Here is a 23,674-nt window from a genome sequence, read left to right on the forward strand (position 1 = left end):
GTCAGCGCCGCTCGGGCTGCCGCTCGGACGGCTCGCGCGCCGGGACCGGCGTCTGCGCCTGGATGGCGGACACGACGGCCGGGGCGTCCAGGCCGGCGAGCCGCGTCTCCGTGGTGATGACGAGCCGGTGGGCGAGGACCGGGACGGCGAGGTACTGGACGTCGTCGGGCAGGACGTGGTCCCGTCCGGACATGGCGGCGAGGGCCTTGGCCGCCCGCAGCAGCTGCAGCGACGCGCGCGGCGAGGCGCCGAGCCGCAGCCCGGGGTGCTGGCGCGTCGCCGTCACGAGGTCGAGCACGTAGCGCTTCACCGCGGGGGCGGCGTAGACCGAGCGGACGACGCCGGCGAACCGCAGGATCGCGTCCCCGGTCGTCACGGGGCGCAGGTGGGCGAAGGGGTCCTCCGCCTCCTGGCGCTCGAGCATCAGGATCTCGGCGTCGAGGTCGGGGTAGCCGACCGTGAGACGGGCCATGAAGCGGTCGCGCTGCGCCTCGGGGAGGGGGTACGTGCCCTCCATCTCGACCGGGTTCTGGGTGGCGACGACCAGGAACGGTCGCGGCAGCGCGTGGGTCGTGCCGTCGACGGTGGTCTGTCCTTCCTCCATGCACTCCAGGAGGGCCGACTGCGTCTTGGGCGACGCCCGGTTGATCTCGTCCCCGATGACGATGTTGGCGAACACCGGACCGCGCCGGAACTCGAACCGGTGGTCTGCCGCACGGTAGATGTTGACGCCCGTGAGGTCGCTCGGCAGGAGGTCGGGCGTGAACTGGATGCGGCCGACCTGGCAGTCGATCGTGCGGGCGAGCGCCTTCGCGAGCGTGGTCTTGCCGACGCCCGGCACGTCCTCGAGGAGCAGGTGGCCCTGGGCCAGGAGGACCGCGACCGTCACGTTGACGAGGTCGGGTCTGCCCGTGACGACGGACTCGATGCCGGATCGCATGCGGGACGTCGTCTCGACCAGCTCGTCGAGACCCGCCGGCGTCGTCGCCGGGTCCTCGTGCTCGTCGGGCGACGCGACAGGGGCGATGTCGGGGAGCACGGTGACCTCCGTCGTCGGTGGTGGCGCGGCCGCGGAGAGGGAGTCCGCAGGTGGGACGAGCCTAGTTGACGACGACCACTGCTCCGAGCGGAGGACGAGGACCGTTGCGTCGCGCGCCGCACCGGTCCTGCTCGTGGCGCGTCGGGCCGTGGCGCCACGCCCGTGGGGAGAACTCCCCTCCACGTTGCCCTGCCCCTCTGACCTGCGGAGATCCTGCGAAGAGGGGTGAATTCCCGCGGTTTCCCCGAGAGCGGTGGAGCGAAGTGGAGTACCGTGGAGGAACTGGGAGCAGGAGGGGAGGTGCCAGGTGCATGTCCGGCTTCGTGGACGACGTGCTCGGCGGTTCCTCGAGCCTGCTCCTGGGGACCTTCACCCCTCGTCTGGACGACAAGGGGAGGCTCATCCTCCCCGCGAAGTTCAGGCCCCGGCTCGCGTCGGGGCTCGTCATGACGCGCGGTCAGGAGCGCTGCCTGTTCCTGCTGCCGATGGACGAGTTCCGCCGCATGTACGACCAGGTCCGGCAGGCGCCCGTGACGAGCAAGCAGGCTCGGGACTACCTGCGGGTCTTCCTGTCGGGGGCGAGCGACGAGATCCCCGACAAGCAGGGCCGGATCTCGATCCCGGCGCCGCTGCGGACGTACGCGGGGCTCGACCGCGACGTCGCCGTGATCGGTGCGGGGACCCGCGTCGAGATCTGGGACGCGGCGGCCTGGGAGACGTACCTCGCGGAGCAGGAGTCGGCGTACGCCGACACCGCGGAGGAGGTGTTCCCGGACCTGCGCTTCTAGGACGGGCTCGGGTACCCGTCCGGTGAGGTCTCCTCCCGCCCGGTCTGGCGCACTTCCCCGGCGCCAGAAAGGACGCGGAGGGAGACCTGACCGGACGGTCCCGGCCCCGAGGCGGCCGCCGACCAGCAGCACAGCACGACGACGCACGAGACAGACGCACGAGGCACCGGACGCACGAGACACCGAGAGGGAAGGAGGACACGATGAGCACCACGCCCGACGACGCGGCCGAGCGCCACGTCCCCGTCCTCCTCCAGCGCTGTGTCGACCTGCTCGCGCCGGCCCTGCAGGAGCCGGGTGCGGTCCTCGTGGACTGCACGCTCGGCATGGGCGGGCACACGGAGGCGGTCCTCGAGCAGCTCCCGGCGGCGCGCGTCGTCGGCATCGACCGCGACCCGGAGGCGATCGCCCGGGCGTCGCGACGGCTCGCACGGTTCGGCGACCGGTTCCGCGCCGTGCACGCGGTGTACGACGAGATCGATGACGTGGTCGCCGACGTCGTGGGCGTGCCCGTCCAGGGCGTGCTCATGGACCTCGGGGTCTCGTCGCTGCAGATCGACGAGAGCGAGCGGGGCTTCTCCTACGCACAGGACGCGCCGCTGGACATGCGCATGGACCCGACCACCGGCCGGACGGCCGCCGACGTGCTCAACACGTACGACGAGCGCGAGCTCACGCGCATCCTGCGCGAGTACGGCGAGGAACGGTTCGCGCAGCGGGTGGCGCGCGCGATCGTGCGTCGTCGTGAGCAGGAGCCGTGGACGCGCAGCGGCGACCTCGTCGACCTGGTGCGGGCGTCGATCCCGGCCGCGACGCGGACCACCGGCGGCAACCCGGCCAAGCGCACGTTCCAGGCGCTGCGCATCGAGGTGAACGGTGAGCTCGAGGTCCTCGCGCGCGCCGTCCCCGCGGCGGTCGACGCGCTCGCCGTGGGTGGGCGGATCGTCGTGGAGTCGTACCACTCGCTCGAGGACCGCATCGTCAAGCGGGTGCTCGCCGCGGGCTCGACGGTCGACGTCCCACCGGGCCTTCCCGTCGTCCCCGACGAGGCCCAGCCGTACCTGCGCCTCCTGACCCGTGGTGCGGAGGAGGCCCCGACCGACGAGCGGGAGTCGAACCCGCGCTCGGCCTCGGTGCGGCTCCGCGCCGCCGAGCGCACGCGACCGACGCCCGACCACCGCCGACCGCGGCCCAGCACGCACCGACCGGACCGACGACCGGACCGACGACCGGACCGACCAGGGGAGAGGAACCGATGAGCGCATCGAGGTCGAGCGCGGCCGCCCGCCCGCTCCCGCGCACCGCACGACCGCAGGCCAGGCCCGCGCGCCCCGATCTCAGGGCGCTGCCCGGCGGGGCGACCGAGCGCGGCGCGCGTTCCCGTCTCGAGCTGGTGCGAGCGCCGCTGCAGGCGCGCTCGCGCGTCCCGTTCCTCGTCCTGTGCATGTCGCTCCTGGGACTGGCGCTCCTGTGTGCTCTCCTGGTGAACACGACGATGGCGCAGAACTCCTACGAGATGTCGGAGCTGCGGCGGGAGGTGGGCCAGGTGCGGCAGGACGCGCAGCGGTTGCAGGCGGACGTCTGGGACGCCAAGGCGTCGCTGCCCGAGCGCGCGCTCGCGCTCGGCATGGTGGAGGCGCCGAGCCCGAGCATGGTCCGGCTGGCCGACGGCACGGTCATCGGCGGTACGGAGGAGGGGGCCGGGCAGTGACGGCGCGGGCGGGAGGGCGCGACCGCGCCGTGCGCTCCGGCGCACCCGCGGACCGCTCGTCCGGCGCGCGGTCGTCCGCTGCCCGCACGACGCCTGCCCGCTCGACGCCTGCCCGCTCGACGACAGCCCGGTCGACCGCCCCGCGCTCGGCCACGGCTCGGTCGGCCGGCACGGCGACACCGGCCACCGGTCGCTCGGCCAGCGGTCGGCCGTCCGCCGCGACGCCGGCCACGCCGCGGTCGGCCACGCAGCGGGCGACGACGGCGCGGGCGGCGTCCGTGGCGCCCCGCGCTCCGCGGTCGAGCGGGTCGGGTCCTCGTCGTCCGGTCCGCCCGACCCGTCCGCCCCGCGAGCCCGGTCGCCCCGAGAACCGCCAGCGCTGGCTCATGGGGGTCGCGACGCTCGTCGTGCTGCTGTTCGTCGGCCAGCTCGTCAACGTGCAGGTGATCCAGGGGCCGGCGCTCGCGGCCGCCGCGCGCGACGACCGGCTGCGCAGCTCGACGATGATCGCGCACCGCGGCGACGTCACCGACGCGGACGGCGTCGTGCTCGCGACGTCGGTCGACCGGTACACGATCGGCGCGGACCGCACCGCGATCCAGTCGTTCACCCCGGGCAGCCGAAAGCTCGCGGACGGCACGGCACTCACCGAGGGCGGCGCCGTCGGGATCGCGAAGCTGCTCGCCCCCGCCCTCGGCGAGTCCGCGCCCGAGCTCGCGGCCCGCCTCAACGGCGAGGGCTACGTCGTCCTCGCGAAGGAGGTCACGCCGGAGGTGCAGCGCGAGATCGCCGAGCTCCGACTGTCGGCCTTCATCCGCGCGGACGCGACGAGCGAACGGTCCTACCCGGCGGGGACGGTCGCCGGGAACCTCGTCGGGTTCGTGGACGCCGAGCAGGTCGGCCAGGGCGGGGTCGAGGCCGCGTACGACGACCTCCTCGCCGGGACCCCGGGGTCCCGGGAGTGCGAGGCCGGTCTCGGCGGACAGCTCATCCCGACCGGCCAGTGCGAGACGGAGCCGGCGGTGCCGGGCGAGAACCTGCGCCTGACGATCGAGCACGACGTGCAGTGGAAGGCGCAGGACGCGGTGGACCGCGCCGTGCGCGAGTCGGGCGCCGACTTCGGCATCGCGGTCGTGCAGGACGTCCGCACGAGCGAGCTCCTCGCGCTGGCCGAGTCCGGGACGGTCAACCCCAACGACCGCACGACCGACGCCGTGGCGCGCCCGAGCCGCGCCGTGTCGAACATCTTCGACCCCGGCTCGACCGGCAAGGTCGTCACGATGGCCGCGGCGCTCGAGGGCGGGTACGCCGACGCGGGGACCCAGTTCGAGGTGCCCGACCGCTACACGACCCCCGACGGCCAGACGTTCAAGGACTCGCACGACCACCCGGTCCAGCGACTCACGCTCGCCGGGGTCCTCGCGGAGTCGTCGAACACCGGCACCGTCCAGGTCGGGGAGCGCATCCCCCAGCAGGTGCGCTACGACTACCTGCACGAGTTCGGCTTCGGCCAGTACACCGGCCTCGGCCTTCCTGGCGAGTCCGCGGGCATCCTGCACCCGGCCGACGCGTGGGACCCGCGCACGGCGTACGCCGTGCTGTTCGGGCAGAGCGTCTCGGTCAACGCCGTCCAGGCGACGAGCGTGTTCTCCACGGTCGCGAACGGCGGGCTGCGGGGGACGCCCCGCGTCGTGGCGGGCACGACGTCGGCGGACGGGACCTTCACGCCCGCCGAGACGGCGCCGCCCGCGCGCGTGGTCTCGCAGGAGACCGCCGACACCGTCCTGCAGATGATGGAGACCGTGGTGGAGGACGGCACGGGGTCCGCCGCCGCGGTGCCCGGCTACCGCGTCGCGGGCAAGACGGGGACGGCCGAGGCCGCCGGCGCCGACGGGCAGCTGTCCGGGATCATGGCGTCCTTCATCGGTGTGGCGCCGGCCGACGACCCCCGGTACACGGTCGCGGTGTTCCTCAAGAACCCGCGCACGTCGATCTACGGTGGCGTGGTCGCTGCGCCGGTGTTCTCGCAGATCATGGGCTTCACGCTCGAGCACCAGGGGGTCGGGCCGAGCACCGAGCCGTACGTGCCGCTGCCGACCACGTGGTGAGCGTCGTGGCGAAGGTCACGGACGTCGTCCGTCCCGCCGTGAAGGTCCCGTGAAGCGGGGAGCGGGCGCCTCCGCAGGGCCAGGAGTCGCACCCCGGCACGGTAGGTTCTACACGTGACATCCCCGATCGACCGCATTCGTCCCGCCGCGTCCGCGCACCGCACCGTCGGGGACGCGGCCGTCCGGTTCGGGCTCGCGGTCCGCGGCGGCGCGAGGGGTGCCGACGACGCCGCGGCGGTCGAGATCTGGTCGGTCGCCTCGGACGACCGGGCCGTCGCCGACGGCGACCTCTTCGTCGCGCTCCCGGGTGCCCGTGCCCACGGTGCCGGGTTCGCCGCCGCCGCCGTCGAGCGTGGTGCGCGCGCGGTCCTCACGGACGAGCAGGGCGCCCTCCTCCTCGCCGACGCCGCGACCGGCGTCCCCGTCCTCGTCGCCGAGGACCCACGATCGATGCTCGGCCCGCTCGCCGCCTGGGTGTACGGCAACCCCGCGGAGCGGCTCACGACGTTCGGCGTCACGGGGACCAACGGCAAGACGACGACGACGTACCTCCTGGACCACGCGCTGCGCGCGCTCGGCTGGAAGGGCGGGCTCATCGGCACGGTCGAGATGCGCTCGGGCGACCGGGTCCTGCCGAGCCGCCTGACGACGCCCGAGGCCGCGGACCTCCAGGCGCTCCTCGCGGCGATGCGCGAGGACGAGGTGAGCACGCTCGCGATGGAGGTCTCGTCGCACGCGCTCGCGCTGCACCGCGTCGACGGCCTCGTGTTCGACGTGGTCGGGTTCACGAACCTCAGCCAGGACCACCTCGACTTCCACGGCGACCTCCAGGAGTACTTCGAGGCCAAGTCGCTGCTCTTCACGCCGGAGCACGCGCGGCGCGGCGTCGTGGTCGTGGACGACGCGTGGGGCGAGCGGATGGTCGACGCCGCGCGGGTGCCCGTCGCGACGCTGCGCGTCGCCGGTCCGGGTCCCGACGCCGGACCGGCCGGCGCGCCGGTCGACTGGACCGTCTCCGACGTCGACGCGGTCGCAGCCGGCGGCACGTCGTTCACGCTGCGGCACCGCGACGGGCGGGCCGTCCGGACGTCGACCGGCCTCCCGGGCGGTTTCAACGTGGCGAACGCCGCGCTGGCGCTCGCGATGGTCCTCGAGGCCGGCACGGACGCGCGCGATGTCGAGGAGGCCCTCGCCGCCGCGGGCGGCCTGGCTCCCGCCGTGCCGGGGCGCATGGAGCTCGTCTCGACGGCGCCGCACGAGCCCCGCGTGGTCGTCGACTTCGCGCACAACCCCGACGCGCTCGCGCTCGCGCTCGACGCGTTGCGCCCCACGACGCCCGGCCGCCTCGTCGTCGTGTTCGGCGCGACGGGCGACCGCGACCGCGGCAAGCGGCCGACCATGGGGACGGTCGCCGTCGACGGCGCCGACGTGGTCGTCGTGACCGACGACGACCCGCACGGCGAGGACCCCGCCGCGATCCGTGGCGAGGTCCTCCCCGGAGCCCTGGCCGCACGCGACGCACTGCGGGCCGCGCCGGAGCCGCGCGACGTCGTCGTGCGCGAGGTCGCGCCGCGGGCGCGCGCGATCCGTGAGGCGGTCGCCGCCGCCGGTCCGCAGGACACCGTCCTCGTCGCGGGCCGTGGCCACGAGGTGTGGCAGGAGATCGCCGGCGTCGACCACCCGCTCGACGACCGCGTCGAGGCGCGCGCGGCGCTCGCGCAGCGGGAGGCGGTGCCACCGGACCCGTCCCGCCCACACCTGCCCGGTCCGCCGACCGGTACCCCCTCCGGGCCGGCCACCGAACCTCACGCGACGACGCACGACCCGAAGGAGCACCACGCATGATCGAGCTCACTGCGGCCGAGGTGGCCGCAGCGACCGGTGGACGCCTGTCCGCCGACCCCGACGTGCGGGTGGCGGGCCCCGTCGTCGTCGACTCCCGGAAGGTCGAGCCGGGCGCGCTGTTCGTCGCGCTGCCCGGCGAGCACGTCGACGGGCACGACTTCGCACCGCGCGCCGTCGCGGACGGCGCGGCACTCGTCCTCGCCGCGCGCGAGCTGGACGAGCCCTGCGTCGTCGTCGATGACGTGCAGGCTGCGCTCGGCGAGCTCGCCCGGCACGTGCTCGCGACGCTGCGAGAGCGCGGCGACCTGCGGGTCGTCGGCGTGACGGGCTCGGTCGGCAAGACGACGACCAAGGACCTGCTGGGTCAGCTCCTGCGGGCGGAGGGGCCGACCGTCGTCCCGCAGGGGTCGTTCAACAACGAGATCGGGCTGCCCCTGACCGTGCTCGAGGCGGACGCGTCGACGCGCTTCCTCGTCCTCGAGATGGGCGCGAGCGGCGTCGGGCACCTCACCTACCTCACGCGCATCGCGCCGCCGGACGTCTCGGTCGTCCTCACGGTCGGCAGCGCGCACCTCGGCGAGTTCGGCGGGATCGAGGCCGTCGCGCGCGCGAAGTCGGAGATCGTCACGGGCCTCGCCCCGGGCGGGACCGCGGTGCTCAACGCCGACGACCTGCGCGTCGCCGCGATGGCGGGCGTGGCGCCCGGCGAGGTCCTGACGTTCGGGACGATCCCGTCGGCGGACGTGCGTGCCGAGAACCTGCGCATCGACCGCACCGGACGTGCCGCCTTCACCCTGCGCACCCGCGCGAGCGGCGACGTCGGCGCCGCGGAGGCCGCCGTGACGCTGGGCCTCGTCGGCGAGCACCACGTGACGAACGCGCTCGCCGCCGCCACCGCGGCGCTGCGCCTCGGGGTCGCGCTGCCGGACGTCGCGGCCCGGCTGTCGGACGCGCGCGCCCTGAGCCCGCACCGGATGCAGGTGACCGACCGCGCGGACGGCGTGACGGTCATCGACGACTCGTACAACGCGAACCCCGACTCGATGCGCGCCGCGCTCAAGGCCCTCGCGGTCGTCGCGGGGCGGGACCGGCGGTCGGTCGCGGTGCTCGGCGAGATGCTCGAGCTCGGCGACGACTCGCGCGTCGCGCACGACGACATCGGCCGGCTCGTGGTGCGATTGAACATCAAGCTGCTCGTCGTGGTCGGCGAGGGTGCCGGCGGCATCCACGACGGCGCGACCCAGGAGGGTTCCTGGGGCGACGAGACGCGCTTCGTGCCCGACGTCGCGGCGGCCGCCGCGCTGCTGCGCGAGGAGCTGCGGGAAGGGGACGTCGTGCTCGTGAAGGCCTCCAACGGGTCCGGCCTGTGGCGCCTCGGCGACGAGCTCGCCGCGGCGGGCGCGTCCGACCCGTCCGACCCGTCCGACCCTGCCGGCGCGTCCGGCGAGGCGCGGGGGGGCGCCGCATGATCGCGGTCCTCGTCGCGGCGGGCGTCTCTCTGCTCGTCGCGCTGTTCGGGACACCGCTGTTCATCCGCTTCCTCGTGCACCGCAACTACGGGCAGTTCGTCCGCCAGGACGGCCCGACCGCGCACTTCACGAAGCGCGGCACGCCGACGATGGGCGGCGTCGTCATCATCGGCGCGACGCTGCTCGGCTGGGCGATGTCCTACGTGGTGTCGGGGCGCTTCCCGAGCGTCTCGGCGCTGCTCGTGCTGTTCCTCATGACCGGTCTGGGGCTCGTCGGGTTCCTCGACGACTTCACGAAGATCAAGAAGCAGCGCAGCCTCGGCCTGACGGCGCGCGCGAAGATCGTGGGGCAGGGAGCGGTCGGCATCACGTTCGCCGTGCTCGCCCTGCAGTTCCCCAACGAGAACGGCCGGACGCCCGCGTCGACGCGCATCTCGTTCCTGCGCGACACGAACCTCGACCTGGCGTTCGCGGGCGTGACGGTCGGGCTGATCCTCTTCGTCATCTGGGCCAACTTCCTCATCACGGCGTGGTCGAACGCCGTGAACCTCACGGACGGCCTGGACGGGCTCGCGACGGGCGTGTCGCTCATCGTGTTCGGCGCCTACATCCTCGTGAGCATCTGGCAGCTCAACCAGACGTGCCAGCGGATCGTCTCGGCGGGGCCGCGCTGCTACGAGGTGCGCGACCCGCAGGACCTGGCGATCGTGGCCGCGGCCATCATGGGGGCCTGCTTCGGCTTCCTGTGGTGGAACGCGAGCCCGGCCAAGATCTTCATGGGCGACACAGGCTCGCTCGCGCTGGGCGGCGCGCTCGCCGGCCTCTCGATCCTCTCGCGCACGGAGATCCTCGCCGCGATCATCGGCGGGCTGTTCGTCATCATCGTCATGTCGGACATCATCCAGATCGGCTTCTTCAAGATGACCCGGCGGCGCGTGTTCAAGATGGCGCCGCTGCACCACCACTTCGAGCTGTCCGGGTGGGGCGAGGTCACGATCGTCATCCGGTTCTGGCTCATCGCGGGCCTGTTCGCCGCGCTCGGCATGGGCATCTTCTACGCCGAGTGGGTGGTCGGCTAGTGGTGCGCGACCGCCACGACCTCGCCGTGCCGCTCGCCGACGCCCGGGTCGTGGTCGCCGGGCTCGGCGTGTCCGGGCGTGCGGCGGCTGCCGCGCTGCGTCCCCGAGCGGCCGCGGTGGTCACGCTCGACGACCGCGCCGACGACGCCGACGCGCGCACGCCCGACGCCGTGGACCTCGCCGCGACCGACCTCGTCGTCGCCTCGCCCGGCTGGGCGCCCAGCCACCCGTTCCTCGTCGCGGCCGCGGCACGGGACGTGCCCGTGTGGAGCGAGGTCGAGCTCGCGTGGCGCCTGCGCGTGGACGGTCCTTCGGGAGGCCCCGCGCCCTGGCTCGCCGTCACGGGCACCAACGGCAAGACCACGACCGTCGAGATGCTCGAGACGATCCTGCGCACCGCGGGGCTGCGCGCCGCGGCGGTCGGGAACGTCGGGACGCCCGTCGTCGAGGCGGCGCTCGACCCCGCGCTCGAGGTCCTGGCCGTCGAGCTCTCGAGCTTTCAGCTCCACTACACGCACACGACGTCGCCCGAGGCGGGCGCGGTCCTCAACGTCGCGCCCGACCATCTCGACTGGCACGGCGGGCTCGACGCCTACGCGGCCGACAAGGGACGGGTCTTCGAGGACGCCCAGGTCGCGTGCGTCTACAACGCGGCCGACGCGCGGACCGAGGCGCTCGTCGTCGACGCGGACGTCGTCGAGGGCGCCCGCGCGGTGGGGTTCACGCTCGGCGCGCCCGCGCGCGGACAGGTCGGCGTGGTCGAGGGGGTGCTCGTCGACCGGGCCTTCCACGCACCCGCCGACGCGCGCGACCGCCACACGTACGCGGCCGAGCTCGCGACCCTCGACGACCTCGCGCACCTCGCCGGCGCGGACGGGCAGGTGCCGGCGCACGTCGTCGCGAACGCCCTGGCCGCCGCCGCGCTCGCGCGCGCCCACGGCGTGCCGGCCGCGGCGGTGCGCGACGGGCTGCGCGCCTTCCGTACCGGCGCGCACCGGATCCAGCAGGTCGCGACCGTCGACGGCGTCGCGTACGTCGACGACTCGAAGGCCACCAACGCGCACGCCGCCTCCGCGTCCCTCGCGGCCTTCGCCGCCGGGACCGTCGTCTGGGTCGCGGGGGGCCTCGCGAAGGGCGCGTCGTTCGACGACCTCGTCGCGTCCCGTGCGGACCGGCTGCGTGCCGTGGTGCTCATCGGCGTCGACGCGGACCCGTTCTCGTCGGCCCTCGCCCGACACGCGACGGATATCCCCGTCGTGCGCGTGGATCCTGGCGACACTGGGACGGTGATGACCCGCGCCGTCGACTCCGCCCGCCGTCTCGCCGTCCCCGGCGACACGGTGCTGCTCGCGCCGGCGGGGGCGTCGATGGACCAGTTCCGGTCGTACGCGGCACGCGGCGACGCGTTCGCCGCGGCCGCCCGCGCCCTCGTGCCCGAGCACGGGTAGCCGATGACGCAGACCGCGAGCTGCCGCACCTCGACGTCGCGCACGGGGAAGGCGCCACGGCGCTCCTCGGGGACCGCGCCACGCGCGGCCGCCCGCCCCGCACGGACGGCCCCGCCCGCAGAGCGGCAGTGGCTCGGCCAGTGGAACAGCACCGTGACGAGCTACTACCTGCTGGTGGGCGCGACCACCCTCCTGACGATCATCGGGCTCGTCATGGTCTTCTCGAGCTCGGCCGTCACGGAGATCGCCGAGAACCGGTCGCCGTTCACGGCGCTGCTCAGCCAGGGCCAGTTCGTCCTCATCGGCCTCCCGGTGCTGCTCGTCGCCGCGCGCCTGCCCGTGCGCTGGTACAAGGCGCTCGCGTGGCCGGCGCTCGTCGTCGCCCTCGGGCTGCTCGTCGCCGTGCTGTTCGTCGGGTCGAGCCGGGGTGGGAACACCGGCTGGATCGAGCTCGGCGCGTTCTCGTTCCAGCCCTCGGAGATCGCCAAGCTCGCGCTGGCCCTGTGGCTCGGGGTGGTCCTCGGCCGCAAGCAGCACCTGCTCGGCCGGTGGCGCCACGTCATCGTGCCGGCGGTGCCCGGGGCGCTCGTCGTCGTGGGGCTCGTGCTCGGCGGCCACGACCTGGGGACCGCGCTCGTCATCATGCTCCTCGTCGCGGGCGCGTTCTTCGTCTCCGGCGCGAGCACGCGCCTGCTGGGGCTGGGCGCCGCGGCCGCCGCGTTCGTCGTCGGGTACGCGTTCATCCTGCAGCAGGACGGTGGCGACCGGCTCGGTCGCATCATGGCGACCTACGGTGAGTGCGAGGACACGCTGGGGGAGTGCTACCAGCCGACGCACGGGCTCTGGGCGCTCGGCACCGGCGGCCTGACGGGCGTCGGGCTGGGCGCGAGCCGGGAGAAGTGGAACTATCTCCCGGAGGCGCACAACGACTACATCTTCGCCGTGATCGGGGAGGAGCTCGGGCTGCTCGGGACGCTGCTCGTGCTCGGCCTCTTCGTGGTGCTCGGTCTGGCGATGAGCCGGATCGTGCGGCGTCACCCCGACCCGTTCGTCAAGATCACGACCGCCGCGATCGCGTGCTGGATCGTGGGCCAGGCGTTCATCAACATCGGTGTGGTCATCGGGCTGCTGCCCGTGATCGGCGTCCCGCTGCCGCTCGTGTCGGCGGGCGGGACGGCGCTCATCATGACGATGGCGGCGCTGGGCGTCGTCATCTCGTTCGCACGCACCGAGCCCGGCGCGACGGAGGCGCTCGCCGCGCGGGAGAGCGTCGTCCGCCGCTCCCTCGCGGTCGTCGGCCGGGCCGCCCGGCCTCGCCGCCGGACCACCTGAGCGCAGGGCTCCCGCCTCGGGCCACCGGGCAGGAGCACACCCCCAGACCAACGGACGACGCGGCACCCGCCGCGCAGGGAAGGACGACGAAGTACGTGACGACGATCGGATCTGTGGTGCTCGCGGGCGGCGGGACGGCGGGGCACGTCAACCCGCTGCTCGCGGTGGCGGACGAGCTGAGGGCGCGCGAGCCCGGCCTCGTGGTGACGGCGCTGGGGGTCGCCGGCGGCCTCGAGGACGATCTCGTGCCCGCGCGCGGCTACCCGCTGCGGCACGTGCCGCGCGTCCCGCTCCCGCGCCGGCCGAGCACCGAGTGGATCAACCTGCCCGGGCGGTTCAAGGCGGCCGTCGACGCCGCCGGTGCGGCGATCGACGAGACCGGCGCCCGCGTCGTCGTGGGCTTCGGCGGCTACGTCTCGACGCCCGCCTACGTCGCGGCGCACCGCCGTGGCGTGCCGATCGTCGTCCACGAGCAGAACGCGCGCCCGGGCCTCGCGAACCGGGCCGGTGCGCGCTGGGCGGCGCGGGTCGGGGTGACGTTCGAGGGCACTCCGCTCAAGGGCGCGGTCGTCACGGGCCTGCCGCTGCGCCGCGAGATCGCGGACCTTGTCGCCGCGCGCGCGACGGACCCCGCCGGCGTCCGGGCGCGCGCCGCCGCGAGCCTCGGGCTCGACCCGACGGCGCCCACGCTCGTGGTCACGGGCGGCTCGCTCGGCGCGCGGAGCCTCAACGAGGCGGTCTCGGGCGCGGCGGGCGAGCTGCTCGGCGCCGGCGCCCAGGTGCTGCACCTCACGGGCAGGGGTAAGGACGGGCCCGTGCGGGACGCCGTCGCGGGCGTGGCCGTCGGCGGCGCGCGCTACGACGTGCGCGAGTACCTCGCCGAGATGCAGCTCGCGCTCGCGGTGGCGGACCTCGTGGTCTGCCGGGCTGGTGCGGGCACCGTGGGCGAGCTCGTCGCGCTCGGCGTCCCGGCCGTGTACGTCCCGCTCCCGATCGGCAACGGCGAGCAGCGGCTCAACGCCGCGCCCGTGGTCGAGGCCGGGGGCGGCCTGCTCGTCGACGACGACGCCCTGGACGCCGCGTGGGTCGCCCGCAACGTGCCGGGGCTCCTCGGCGACCCCGTCCGCCTCGCGGCGATGGCACGCGCCGCAGCGGGTGCCGGCGTGCGCGACGGCGCTGCGCGCGTCGCGGACCTCGTCGCCGAGGCCGTGGCCGACGGGGCGCGGCCGTGAACGGCGCAGCCCAGGACGTCGTGCGCCTGGAGGACCTGGGCACCGTCCACCTCGTCGGGGTCGGCGGCGCCGGGATGTCGGTGGTCGCCCGGTTGCTCGCGGCGCACGGCGTGCCCGTGCAGGGCTCCGACGCGCGCGAGGGCGAGGCGCTCGCCGGGCTCCGCGCCGACGGGCTGCGCGTGTGGTCAGGGCACGACGCCGCGCACGTCGCGGGAGCCGACACCGTCGTGGTGTCGAGCGCGGTGCGCGAGAGCAACCCCGAGCTCGCCGCGGCCCGCGCCGCCGGCCTGCGCGTGCTGCACCGGTCGCAGGCCCTCGCCGCGCTCATGACGCAGGGCCGTGCGGTCGCGGTCGCCGGCGCCCACGGGAAGACGACGACCTCGGCGATGATCGCCACGGTGCTGCGCGGCGCGGGCGTCGACCCCTCGTTCGCGATCGGCGGGACGGTGCTCACCGCGGACGGGCCCGTCCCGGGCGGGCACCTCGGCGCCGGCGACGTCCTCGTGGCGGAGGCGGACGAGTCGGACGGGTCCTTCCTCAACTACGCGCCCCAGGTGGCCGTCGTGACGAACGTCGAGCCCGACCACCTGGACCACTACGGCTCGCGCGCGGCCTTCGAGCAGGCGTTCGTCGAGTTCGCGGCCCGGATCCTGCCCGGCGGGACGCTCGTGGCGTGCGCCGACGACGCGGGCTCCCTCGCGCTCGCCCGCGCGCACGCCGCGGGCGGGGGCACGGTCGTCACCTACGGCGCGAGCCCGGACGCCGACCTGCGCCTGCGCGACGTGCGTCCGGTCGCCGCGGAGGGCGCCCGCGGGGGAGTGCGCGCGACGCTCGACGGGAGCGTCGCGGGACGGGCGGTCGACGGCCTCGACCTCTCCCTGCGCGTCCCCGGTCACCACAACGCGCTCAACGCGACCGCTGCCGTCGCGACCGCGGTCCTCCTCGGCGTCGACCCGGCCGTCGCGGCGTCGTCGGCGCACGACTTCCTCGGCACCGGGCGACGGTTCGAGGCGCGCGGCGAGGCAGGCGGGGTCCGTGTCGTCGACGACTACTCGCACCACCCGACGGAGATCGCGGCCATGCTCGCCGCGGCGCGTCCCGTGGCGGGTGACGGCCGCGTCGTCGTGCTCTTCCAGCCGCACCTCTACTCCCGGACACGAGCCTTCGCGCGGGAGTTCGCGGACGCGCTCGGTGCGGCGGACGTCGTCGTCGTGACCGGGGTCTACGCGGCGCGCGAGGACCCCGACCCGGCCGTCGACGCGAGCACGATCGTCGACCTCGTTCGCCCAGGGGTGGCGACCGCGGTCGAGGACCGGGTCGAGGCTGCCCGTCGCGTCGCCGACGTCGCACGCCCCGGCGACCTCCTCCTCACGGTCGGCGCGGGCGACGTGACCGAGCTCGGCGCCGTCGTCCTCGAGCGTCTCGCCGCGCGGGACGCGGGGACCGGCGGCTGATGCGCCCGCCCCCTCGCCCTCGACCGGCCGCGCCGCGGCCGGACCGGCCGCGCGCCGCCGACCCGTCGCGCGAGACACCGGTCCGACCGGCCGCACGCGCCGTCCCGCGGACGCGCGACGTCCCGACCGCGCCCGTGCCGCGACCCGGGTCGGAGCTTGTCCGCGCGTCCGCCGCGACGCGGTCCCCGCGCGGTGCGTCGACCGGCTCCGGCTCGCAGGCCGGGGCGGACCGCGGGCGCGGACCCGCGACGGCGCCCGTGGGAGTGGTCTCGCACGGCATGGCGCAACGGCTGGCGGAGCGCGACGCGATGCGGCGTCACCGCATCCTGCGGAACCTGCTGTGGTGGACGGTCGGGATCGTGACGGCGGCCGGCCTCGGGTGGGTCGCGTTCTTCTCCCCGGTGCTCGGGCTCGACCCCCAGGACGTGACGATCAGCGGCGAGGGCACGGTGATCGACCCTGCGCAGGTCTCCGGGGTCGTGGCCGAGGAGCAGGGCGTCCCGCTGCCGCGGCTCGACACGGTCGCGCTGCGCGAGCGCATGCTCGCGCTCAACGGGGTCCGGGACGTCGAGATCCGGCGGACATGGCCCACCGGGCTCGACGTCCGGCTCGAGTCCCGCGAGCCGGTCGTGGCCGTCCCGGTCGACGAGGGCTACGCGCTGCTCGACGCCGACGGCGTCCGGGTGCGTACGGAGGCGGCGGTCCCGGCCGGGCTGCCCGAGGTCGACGTCCCGCTCGACGACGCGGGCCGGCGCGCGCTGGAGTCGGCGCTCGTGCTCGTCAACGCGCTGCCGCCCGAGCTGCACGCGCAGGTGGCCGAGGTCTCGGCGACGACGCGCGACGCCGTCGTGATGAGGTTGCGCGACGGCGTGACCGTCGAGTGGGGCGGCTCGGAGGACGCGGCGCTCAAGGTGCGCGTGCTGCAGACGCTGCGGGCCGTGCCGGAGAACGCGGGCGTGACCGTCTACGACGTCTCGGCGCCGACGCTGCCGGTGACACGATGAGGCCTTCGGCCACCGTCCGGCGGCTCAGGACGCACGAGGATCCCCGACACGCGCAGGCGGGTCGTTGATGAAGGGATTGTCGGCCCCTACCGTCGACACATGGCACCACCTGACATAACTCTAACCCTCTAGTTGAGGGTGAAGGTTCAGGGCTGACAGATCGAGAGGCATCGACGTGGCAACTCCGCAGAACTACCTGGCAGTGATCAAGGTGGTCGGCATCGGCGGCGGTGGCGTGAACGCCGTCAACCGGATGATCGAGGTCGGCCTCAAGGGCGTCGAGTTCATCGCCATCAACACCGACGCGCAGGCCCTGCTGATGTCGGACGCCGACGTCAAGCTCGACGTCGGCCGTGAGCTCACACGCGGGCTCGGCGCGGGCGCCGACCCCGAGGTCGGCAAGAAGGCCGCCGAGGACCACGCCGAGGAGATCGAGGACGTCCTGCGCGGCGCCGACATGGTCTTCGTCACGGCGGGCGAGGGGGGTGGAACCGGTACAGGTGGCGCGCCCGTCGTCGCCCGCATCGCGCGCTCGCTCGGGGCGCTCACCGTGGGCGTCGTCACGCGTCCCTTCACGTTCGAGGGGCGTCGTCGTTCGGTGCAGGCGGACCAGGGCATCGAGAACCTCCGCAACGAGGTCGACACCCTCATCGTCATCCCGAACGACCGGCTGCTGTCGATGTCCGACCGCAACGTCAGCGCCCTCCAGGCCTTCCACCAGGCCGACCAGGTGCTGCTCTCGGGCGTCCAGGGCATCACGGACCTCATCACGACGCCGGGCCTCATCAACCTCGACTTCGCCGACGTCAAGTCCGTGATGCAGGGCGCGGGCAGCGCGCTCATGGGCATCGGCTCGGCGCGCGGCGAGGACCGCGCCGTCCAGGCGGCCGAGCTCGCGATCTCCTCGCCCCTGCTGGAGGCGAGCATCGACGGTGCGCACGGCGTCCTCCTGTCCATCCAGGGCGGCTCCGACCTCGGTCTCTTCGAGATCAACGAGGCCGCGCGCCTCGTCCACGAGGCCGCGCACACGGAGGCGAACATCATCTTCGGCGCCGTGATCGACGACGCGCTCGGGGACGAGGTCCGGGTCACGGTCATCGCGGCCGGGTTCGACGGCGGTGCGCCCCAGGTCCGCGGCGACGGTCGCGGGCTGGGCCAGGTCGCGGGCTCCACCCCGCGTCCGGCGACGAGCGCGATCCCGGCCGTCCCCGGCGCGCGCCAGGTGCCGCCGGCGCCCACGACCGGAGCGCACACCCTCCCGCGCCCCGTGGTCCCCATCGCGACCGAGGGCGACGACGTGCCCGTGACCTTCGACGGCGGGAGCGGTCCGGTGCCGGTGCAGCCCGCCCCGACGTTCACCGTCGTCGGGTCCGAGCAGGCCGGGAACCACAACGCCGACCCCGCGGCGGGACGTCAGAACCCGTCCGTCGAGGTGCCTCCGCGCATCTACGACGAGGAGCCCGCGCGTCGCAAGGTGGAAGAGCTCGACGTGCCCGACTTCCTCAAGTGACGGCCGACCGGCTCCCCGTGCTCGAGGTCGACCTCGGGCCCGGGGTCCGGGCGGGCTTCACGACCCGGGCGGGCGGGGTGTCCCCGTCCCCCTGGGACAGCCTGAACCTCGGTCTGGGTGTGCACGACGACGCGGCGCGGGTGCGCGCGAACCGGCGACGGGCCTCGACGTGGCTGGGCCGGTCGGCGCGGTTCTCGACGCAGGTGCACGGGACCGGCGTCGTGGTGCTCGACCGGGACCCCGCCGAGGGCGGGCCGGACGACGCCGCCGGCTCGGTGGACTCCGTCGGCGAAGCGGACGCGCTCGTCGCGACGGGCACGGCCGACTTCGGGCTCGGGGTGCTGGTCGCCGACTGCGTGCCCGTCCTGCTCGCCGACGCCGAGGCCGGTGTCGTCGCGACGGCGCACGCGGGACGGCGCGGCCTCGCGGAGGGCGTGGTGCCGGCCGTGCTCGGTGCGATGACCGCGGCCGGCGCGGAGCCGGCCAGGGTGCGGGCCGCCGTCGGGCCGGCGGTGTGCGGGGGGTGCTACGAGGTACCGGCGACGATGCGCGACGAGATCGCCGTCGCGCGGCCCGCGACCTGGTCCACCACGTCGTGGGGGACCGCGGCGCTGGACCTCCCCGCCGGGGTCGCGGCCGACCTCGAGGCCGCCGGGGTCGCGTCGGTCGAGCGCACCCGTGTCTGCACGGTGGAGGACGACCGCTGGTTCTCCCACCGCCGGGCGACACGGTCGGGGGCGACCACCGGGAGGTTCGCCGGGCTCGTCGCGCTCGTGACCGCCTGACCGCCTGAGCGGCCGACGGCGTTCTCGGGCGGGCCCCACGGAGCCCTGTGCGAGGTTCCTCCGTCCCGGGCGTGTCGCGCCCGGCCGTCACCACGTGCTCGGTTAGCGTGGGTTCACCGGTCGGGCGGCCGGTGTCCGACGGTACGAGTTGAGGACGGAGCAAGGCCCATGGCGGGAGCGCTGCGCAAGACCATGCTGTATCTGGGCCTCGCGGATGATCGCGGCGAGGACGAGCGGGACGAGTACGTCGACGAGTACGACGAGACGGGGGCGGACGTGCCACAGGACTACCAGGCCCAGGTGACGCCGTTGCACCGCGCGCTCGGCCCGCGGGAGGTGCCGCAGACGAGCATGTCGGCCGCCGAGCTGCGCCGGATCACGACCGTGCACCCGCGCTCGTACAACGACGCGCGCGTGATCGGCGAGGCGTTCCGGGGCGGGACGCCGGTCATCATGAACCTGTCCGACATGGACGACGCGGACGCGAAGCGGCTCGTCGACTTCTCCGCCGGCCTCATCTTCGGGCTGCACGGGGCGATCGAGCGCGTGACGAACAAGGTCTTCCTGCTCTCACCGGAGCACGTCGAGATCACCGGCGAGGAGCAGGCGGCCCCGCCGCCCGACACGCGTGCCGGCTTCTACAACCAGAGCTGAGCCGGTGCTGCGCGGGTCGCGAGGACCGGAACCGGCGCGACGTCTGGCACAGTTGTCCCCGTGATCCTGGACCTCGTCACCGGCATCCTCGCGTTCGTCCTGTGGCTCTATCTCATCCTGCTCATCGGGCGCCTGATCTTCGACTGGGTGCAGGTGTTCGCTCGCGAGTGGCGGCCCAAGGGGGTGGTGCTCGTGCTCGCCGAGGTGATCTACACCGCCACGGACCCCCCGCTGCGCCTCCTGCGGCGCCTGATCCCGCCGCTGACGCTCGGGCAGATCCGGCTCGACCTCGGCTTCGTCGTGCTGTTCCTCGCCGTGACGATCGCGCTCCAGGTGGTCCAGAGCATCTGAGACGCACGTCACCTGATCCGGCCGCCACAGCGCCCCCGGGCGGTGCCGTACGTCCGGTTCGCCCCTGCTCGTGGCGTTCGCCCGGCGCGCGAGCGCGGGCGTGGTCCGGGCTCCGGGCGGCAAACTCCGCTACGTTGGATCCTGGCGATCGCGAGGTCGCCCGGACCAAGACGCTAACGCTGATGAGGTGAACCGATGGCACTGCTCACTGCAGAGGACATCCTGAACAAGAAGTTCGCGGCGACGAAGTTCCGCGAGGGGTACGACGTCGAAGAGGTCGACGACTTCTTGGACGAGGTGGTGAGGACGCTCAACTCCGTGCAGGAGGAGAACGAGGACCTCAAGTCCAAGCTCGCCGCCGCCGAGCGTCGTGTCGCCGAGCTGAGCCGGGCCGACGCGTCCTCCGCAGCAGCGGCCCCGGCGCCCGTCGAGGCGCCCAAGCCGGCGCCGGAGCCCGAGCCGGCTCCCGCCCCCGTCTCGCAGGCCGTCGTCACGAAGAACGCGGCGGAGCCGGAGTCGGCGACCGGGATGCTCCAGCTGGCCCAGAAGCTGCACGACGACTACGTGCGCTCCGGGCAGGAGGAGGGCGACCGGCTCATCGCCGAGGCGAAGGAGGAGGGCTCGCGCATCGTGCGCGAGGCCGAGGAGACCTCGCACCGCACGCTCTCCCAGCTCGAGCAGGAGCGCTCGCTCCTCGAGCGCAAGATCGACGAGCTCCGTCTCTTCGAGCGCGACTACCGCACGCGCCTCAAGAGCTACCTCCAGAACCTCCTCGGGGACCTGGACAACCGGGGCAGCGCCCTCCCGCCGCGCAGCAACGTCGGCGGGTCCGGTCGCGCGAGCGACCTCGCGTCCGGCATCTAGCCCCAGCGTCGACCGTCCGGCAGCGGCCGGTACGCACGCGCACCTGCGATCCCTCCCTCTCGGGGGGACGGCGTGGTGTGTTGTGCGTACCGGCCGCTGCGTCTACTCTCGCGTGACTCGATCCAGGAGGGGCAGATGACCAAGCTCACCACCGCGGCCAGGTCGGCCGTGCGCGAACAGTTCCCGAACCTTGCGAAGGACGTCAAGACCTTCCCCGTGCGCGAGGGCGAGGAGCCGTGGACCCTGCGCGAGGTCGAGGAGCTGGCTTCGGAGCTCCTGTCGGAGAAGGAACGCCTCGAGGGCGAGCTGGCCCAGGCCGACGAGGCCCTGTCGAACCTCCTGCGGGACTCGGGCGACGGCGCGGGCGACGACCAGGCGGACTCGGGGTCGAGCGCCCTGGAGCGCGAGCAGGAGCTCACCCTCGTCAACAACGTGCGCGACCTCCTCGCCCAGACCACCCATGCGCTCGACCGCATCGCGGCGGGCACCTACGCGACGTGCGAGGCGTCGGGCCTGCCGATCGGCAAGGCGCGGCTCCAGGCCTTCCCGCGCGCGAACCTGTCGGTCGAGGCGAAGCAGCGCGAAGAGCGCCGCTGACACGCACGTCCCGGCGAGAGCCGGGCAGAAGTCGGCCCTGCGGGGCCGCGAGGCCCGTGGCGCGACGCGACCGTGGCAGACTTGCCGCCGATGTCCACCTCCTCGCGCCCCGAACCCGTCGACCCGGTCGACCCCGTCGATTCCTCGCCGGGGTCGTCCTCCACCGACCGACCCGACGACGTCGTCTCCGTACCGGGCACGGTCCCGAACGGGCCGGCACCGACCTCGGGACGGTCGCGCCGTCTCCTCGTCGCGTCGACCGCCGGCCTCGCCGCCCTCGTGCTCGTGCTCGACCAGCTCACCAAGTGGTGGGCCGAGTCGACTCTCGAGCTCGGTGACGAGCCGATCCCGCTCGTCGGTTCCCTCCTCGGCCTGCGCCTCCTGTACAACCCGGGTGCCGCCTTCTCCATCGCCACGGGCATGACGTGGGTCCTCACGATCGTGGTCGTCGCCGTGGTCGTGGTGATCGTGCGCATGGTCGGTCGCATCGGCTCGCGCGCGTGGGCCGTGGCGCTCGGCCTGCTGCTCGGTGGTGCCCTGGGGAACCTCGTCGACCGGTTCTTCCGCGAGCCCGGCTTCGCGCGCGGCCACGTCGTCGACTTCATCGACTACGCGGGCTTCTTCGTCGGCAACGTCGGGGACATCGCGATCGTCGGGGCTGCGGTGATGATCGTCGTGCTCACCTTGCTCGGCATCCGCATCGACGGCACGCGCGAAGGACGCGACGACGCGACGTCGCCGACCGCGGAACCCGCCGAGGGCCCGCACGGCGCCGACGCCGCGGGGGGAGAGACGCGGTGAGCCTGCGCTCGCTCCCCGTCCCCGACGGCCTCGCCGGCGAACGCGTCGACGCGGGTCTCGCGCGGCTCCTCGGGCTGTCGCGCACGCGCGCCGCCGAGCTCGCCGCCGAGGGCGCCGTGCGTCTCGACGGCCGCGAGGTCGGCAAGTCCGAGCGCCTCGTCGGGGGCGCCTGGCTCGAGGTCGACGTGCCCGACACCGCTCCCGCCGCGGTGGAGGTCGTCGCCGAGCCCGTGCCCGGCATGGGCATCGTGCACGACGACGCGGACCTCGTCGTCGTCGACAAGCCGGTCGGCGTCGCCGCGCACCCGTCGCCGGGCTGGACCGGGCCGACGGTCGTCGGCGCGCTCGCCGCCGCGGGCTACCGGATCTCGACGTCCGGCGCCGCCGAGCGCCAGGGCATCGTCCACCGCCTCGACGCCGGCACGTCCGGGCTCATGGTCGTCGCGAAGAGCGAGACCGCGTACACCGCGCTCAAGCGGGCCTTCAAGGAGCGCACGGTCGAGAAGGTGTACCACGCGCTCGTCCAGGGCCATCCCGAGCCGACCACCGGGACGATCGACGCGCCCATCGGTCGGCACCCGAGCAGCGACTGGAAGTTCGCGGTGACCGCCGAGGGCAAGCCGTCCGTGACGCACTACGAGGTCCTCGAGATGCTCCCGGCCGCCTCGCTCGTCGAGGTGCACCTCGAGACGGGTCGCACGCACCAGATCCGCGTGCACTTCTCCGCGCTGCGCCACCCGTGCGTCGGCGACCTGACCTACGGCGCCGACCCGGTCCTGGCCTCGCGCGTGGACCTCACGCGGCAGTGGCTGCACGCGATGCGGCTCGGCTTCGAGCACCCGGGTACAGGGCAGTGGCTCGAGCTCGCGTCGACGTACCCGGACGACCTCGCGCACGCGCTCGACGTCCTGCGCGGGGCGTACGCGTGAGCGCCTCCGCACCTGACGCGCGCGCCCCGCGGCTCGTCGTGGAGCGGGTGCACGACGCCGCCGGGCTGGCCGCCGCGCACGCGGTGCGGCTCGCGGTGTTCGTCGACGAGCAGCACGTGCCGGTGGAGGAAGAGATCGACGACCTCGACACCGCTCCCACGACGACCCACGTGCTCGTGCGGGACACGCAGCAGGGTGGCGACGTCGTCGGCACGGGGCGCCTCCTGACCGACCCGGCGCACCCGGGGGAGACGCACATCGGCCGCGTGGCCGTCGCGGCGTCGGCTCGCGGGACCGGGGCGGGCGCCGCGGTGATGCGTGCACTGGAGGAGATCGCCCTCGCCGAGTACGCCGTCCCGGGAGCGGACGGCCGTCCGACGGCGCGGGTCGAGCTGTCCGCCCAGGTCCAGGCGATCGGCTTCTACGAGCGCCTCGGCTACACCGTCTCAGGCCCCGTCTACCTCGACGCGGGCATCGACCACCGCGACGCCGCGAAGACCCTCACCGCCGACGCCTGATCGCCGGGGACCAGGACCGCGTCGTCACGACCGCGCGCGGGGCCGGGCCGAGCTCGGGCGTCGCCGCGCGAGGAGTCCTTCGTCACACACGAGGTGACGGACGGTCGAGGGGGGACGTGGGGGTGTGCGCCGGATCGTGGTGGGCCTGGCGGGAGC

General features: G+C 74.4%; 22 protein-coding genes. 21 read left to right on the forward strand and 1 reads right to left on the reverse strand.

All coding sequences use genetic code 11. From position 1 onward, the window contains the following. Position 1 precedes the first annotated feature (1 nt). Positions 2–940: an AAA family ATPase gene (locus AC4H2G_RS18410; RefSeq protein WP_494367244.1), complete on the reverse strand. Its 939-nt coding sequence runs from the start codon at positions 938–940 to the stop codon at positions 2–4. Between the two features lie 452 nt (positions 941–1,392). Between AC4H2G_RS18410 and mraZ the strand changes: the two genes are divergently transcribed. The 21 genes from mraZ to AC4H2G_RS18515 all read left to right on the forward strand — a co-directional run bounded on the left by mraZ (position 1,393) and on the right by AC4H2G_RS18515 (position 23,518). Next, positions 1,393–1,827 (forward strand): division/cell wall cluster transcriptional repressor MraZ, encoded by a 435-nt coding sequence (gene mraZ, locus AC4H2G_RS18415; RefSeq protein ID WP_494367245.1) that lies wholly within the window; start codon positions 1,393–1,395, stop codon positions 1,825–1,827. A gap of 203 nt (positions 1,828–2,030) precedes the next feature. Next, a complete protein-coding gene (gene rsmH / locus AC4H2G_RS18420; protein WP_494367183.1) occupies positions 2,031–3,086 on the forward strand; it encodes a 16S rRNA (cytosine(1402)-N(4))-methyltransferase RsmH in 1,056 nt (351 codons plus the stop codon). After that, positions 3,083–3,538, forward strand: a complete 456-nt coding sequence (gene ftsL / locus AC4H2G_RS18425) for a cell division protein FtsL (protein ID WP_494367184.1) — start codon at positions 3,083–3,085, stop codon at positions 3,536–3,538. Before rsmH ends, ftsL begins: the two co-directional genes overlap by 4 nt. A 386-nt stretch (positions 3,539–3,924) precedes the next feature. After that, positions 3,925–5,646 carry a peptidoglycan D,D-transpeptidase FtsI family protein gene (locus AC4H2G_RS18430; RefSeq protein ID WP_494367185.1) on the forward strand — a complete coding sequence of 574 codons (1,722 nt, stop codon included), beginning with the start codon at positions 3,925–3,927 and terminating at the stop codon, positions 5,644–5,646. 114 nt (positions 5,647–5,760) lie between these two features. Beyond that, the gene (locus AC4H2G_RS18435; RefSeq protein WP_494367186.1) at positions 5,761–7,491 is read left to right on the forward strand and encodes a UDP-N-acetylmuramoyl-L-alanyl-D-glutamate--2,6-diaminopimelate ligase; all 1,731 of its coding nucleotides are present in this window, start codon (positions 5,761–5,763) and stop codon (positions 7,489–7,491) included. Beyond that, positions 7,488–8,960 carry a UDP-N-acetylmuramoyl-tripeptide--D-alanyl-D-alanine ligase gene (locus AC4H2G_RS18440; protein WP_494367187.1) on the forward strand — a complete coding sequence of 491 codons (1,473 nt, stop codon included), beginning with the start codon at positions 7,488–7,490 and terminating at the stop codon, positions 8,958–8,960. Before AC4H2G_RS18435 ends, AC4H2G_RS18440 begins: the two co-directional genes overlap by 4 nt. Beyond that, a complete protein-coding gene (gene mraY / locus AC4H2G_RS18445; RefSeq protein WP_494367188.1) occupies positions 8,957–10,039 on the forward strand; it encodes a phospho-N-acetylmuramoyl-pentapeptide-transferase in 1,083 nt (360 codons plus the stop codon). The genes AC4H2G_RS18440 and mraY overlap by 4 nt, the downstream gene beginning before the upstream one ends. Before the next feature lie 2 nt (positions 10,040–10,041). Further along, positions 10,042–11,487: a UDP-N-acetylmuramoyl-L-alanine--D-glutamate ligase gene (gene murD, locus AC4H2G_RS18450; protein ID WP_494367189.1), complete on the forward strand. Its 1,446-nt coding sequence runs from the start codon at positions 10,042–10,044 to the stop codon at positions 11,485–11,487. Between the two features lie 3 nt (positions 11,488–11,490). Continuing rightward, complete coding sequence (ftsW, locus tag AC4H2G_RS18455; RefSeq protein WP_494367190.1) at positions 11,491–12,819, forward strand: putative lipid II flippase FtsW; 1,329 nt, start codon at positions 11,491–11,493, stop codon at positions 12,817–12,819. Between the two features lie 95 nt (positions 12,820–12,914). Beyond that, on the forward strand, positions 12,915–14,051 hold the full coding sequence (gene murG / locus AC4H2G_RS18460) for an undecaprenyldiphospho-muramoylpentapeptide beta-N-acetylglucosaminyltransferase (RefSeq protein WP_494367191.1): 1,137 nt from the start codon (positions 12,915–12,917) through the stop codon (positions 14,049–14,051). A gap of 74 nt (positions 14,052–14,125) precedes the next feature. After that, on the forward strand, positions 14,126–15,505 hold the full coding sequence (murC, locus tag AC4H2G_RS18465) for a UDP-N-acetylmuramate--L-alanine ligase (RefSeq protein ID WP_494367246.1): 1,380 nt from the start codon (positions 14,126–14,128) through the stop codon (positions 15,503–15,505). Positions 15,506–15,783: 278 nt separating this feature from the next. Then, a complete protein-coding gene (locus AC4H2G_RS18470) occupies positions 15,784–16,509 on the forward strand; it encodes a cell division protein FtsQ/DivIB (protein ID WP_494367192.1) in 726 nt (241 codons plus the stop codon). Positions 16,510–16,684: 175 nt separating this feature from the next. Continuing rightward, positions 16,685–18,019 carry a cell division protein FtsZ gene (ftsZ, locus tag AC4H2G_RS18475; protein ID WP_494367193.1) on the forward strand — a complete coding sequence of 445 codons (1,335 nt, stop codon included), beginning with the start codon at positions 16,685–16,687 and terminating at the stop codon, positions 18,017–18,019. Further along, positions 18,016–18,804: a purine nucleoside phosphorylase YfiH/LACC1 family protein gene (locus AC4H2G_RS18480; RefSeq protein ID WP_494367194.1), complete on the forward strand. Its 789-nt coding sequence runs from the start codon at positions 18,016–18,018 to the stop codon at positions 18,802–18,804. Before ftsZ ends, AC4H2G_RS18480 begins: the two co-directional genes overlap by 4 nt. 168 nt (positions 18,805–18,972) lie before the next feature. After that, positions 18,973–19,458 (forward strand): cell division protein SepF, encoded by a 486-nt coding sequence (locus AC4H2G_RS18485; RefSeq protein ID WP_494367195.1) that lies wholly within the window; start codon positions 18,973–18,975, stop codon positions 19,456–19,458. Positions 19,459–19,524: 66 nt separating this feature from the next. Then, entirely contained in the window at positions 19,525–19,809 is a 285-nt protein-coding gene (locus AC4H2G_RS18490; RefSeq protein ID WP_494367247.1) for a YggT family protein, read from the forward strand. A gap of 195 nt (positions 19,810–20,004) precedes the next feature. After that, on the forward strand, positions 20,005–20,673 hold the full coding sequence (locus AC4H2G_RS18495; protein WP_494367196.1) for a DivIVA domain-containing protein: 669 nt from the start codon (positions 20,005–20,007) through the stop codon (positions 20,671–20,673). A gap of 135 nt (positions 20,674–20,808) precedes the next feature. Beyond that, a complete protein-coding gene (locus tag AC4H2G_RS18500; RefSeq protein WP_494367197.1) occupies positions 20,809–21,270 on the forward strand; it encodes a TraR/DksA family transcriptional regulator in 462 nt (153 codons plus the stop codon). Positions 21,271–21,360: 90 nt separating this feature from the next. Continuing rightward, positions 21,361–22,071 (forward strand): signal peptidase II, encoded by a 711-nt coding sequence (locus AC4H2G_RS18505; RefSeq protein WP_494367198.1) that lies wholly within the window; start codon positions 21,361–21,363, stop codon positions 22,069–22,071. Continuing rightward, positions 22,068–23,000, forward strand: a complete 933-nt coding sequence (locus tag AC4H2G_RS18510) for an RluA family pseudouridine synthase (RefSeq protein WP_494367199.1) — start codon at positions 22,068–22,070, stop codon at positions 22,998–23,000. Before AC4H2G_RS18505 ends, AC4H2G_RS18510 begins: the two co-directional genes overlap by 4 nt. After that, the gene (locus AC4H2G_RS18515; protein ID WP_494367200.1) at positions 22,997–23,518 is read left to right on the forward strand and encodes a GNAT family N-acetyltransferase; all 522 of its coding nucleotides are present in this window, start codon (positions 22,997–22,999) and stop codon (positions 23,516–23,518) included. The genes AC4H2G_RS18510 and AC4H2G_RS18515 overlap by 4 nt, the downstream gene beginning before the upstream one ends. Positions 23,519–23,674 lie beyond the last annotated feature (156 nt).

The organism is Cellulosimicrobium sp. BMG9.23 (assembly GCF_059159985.1).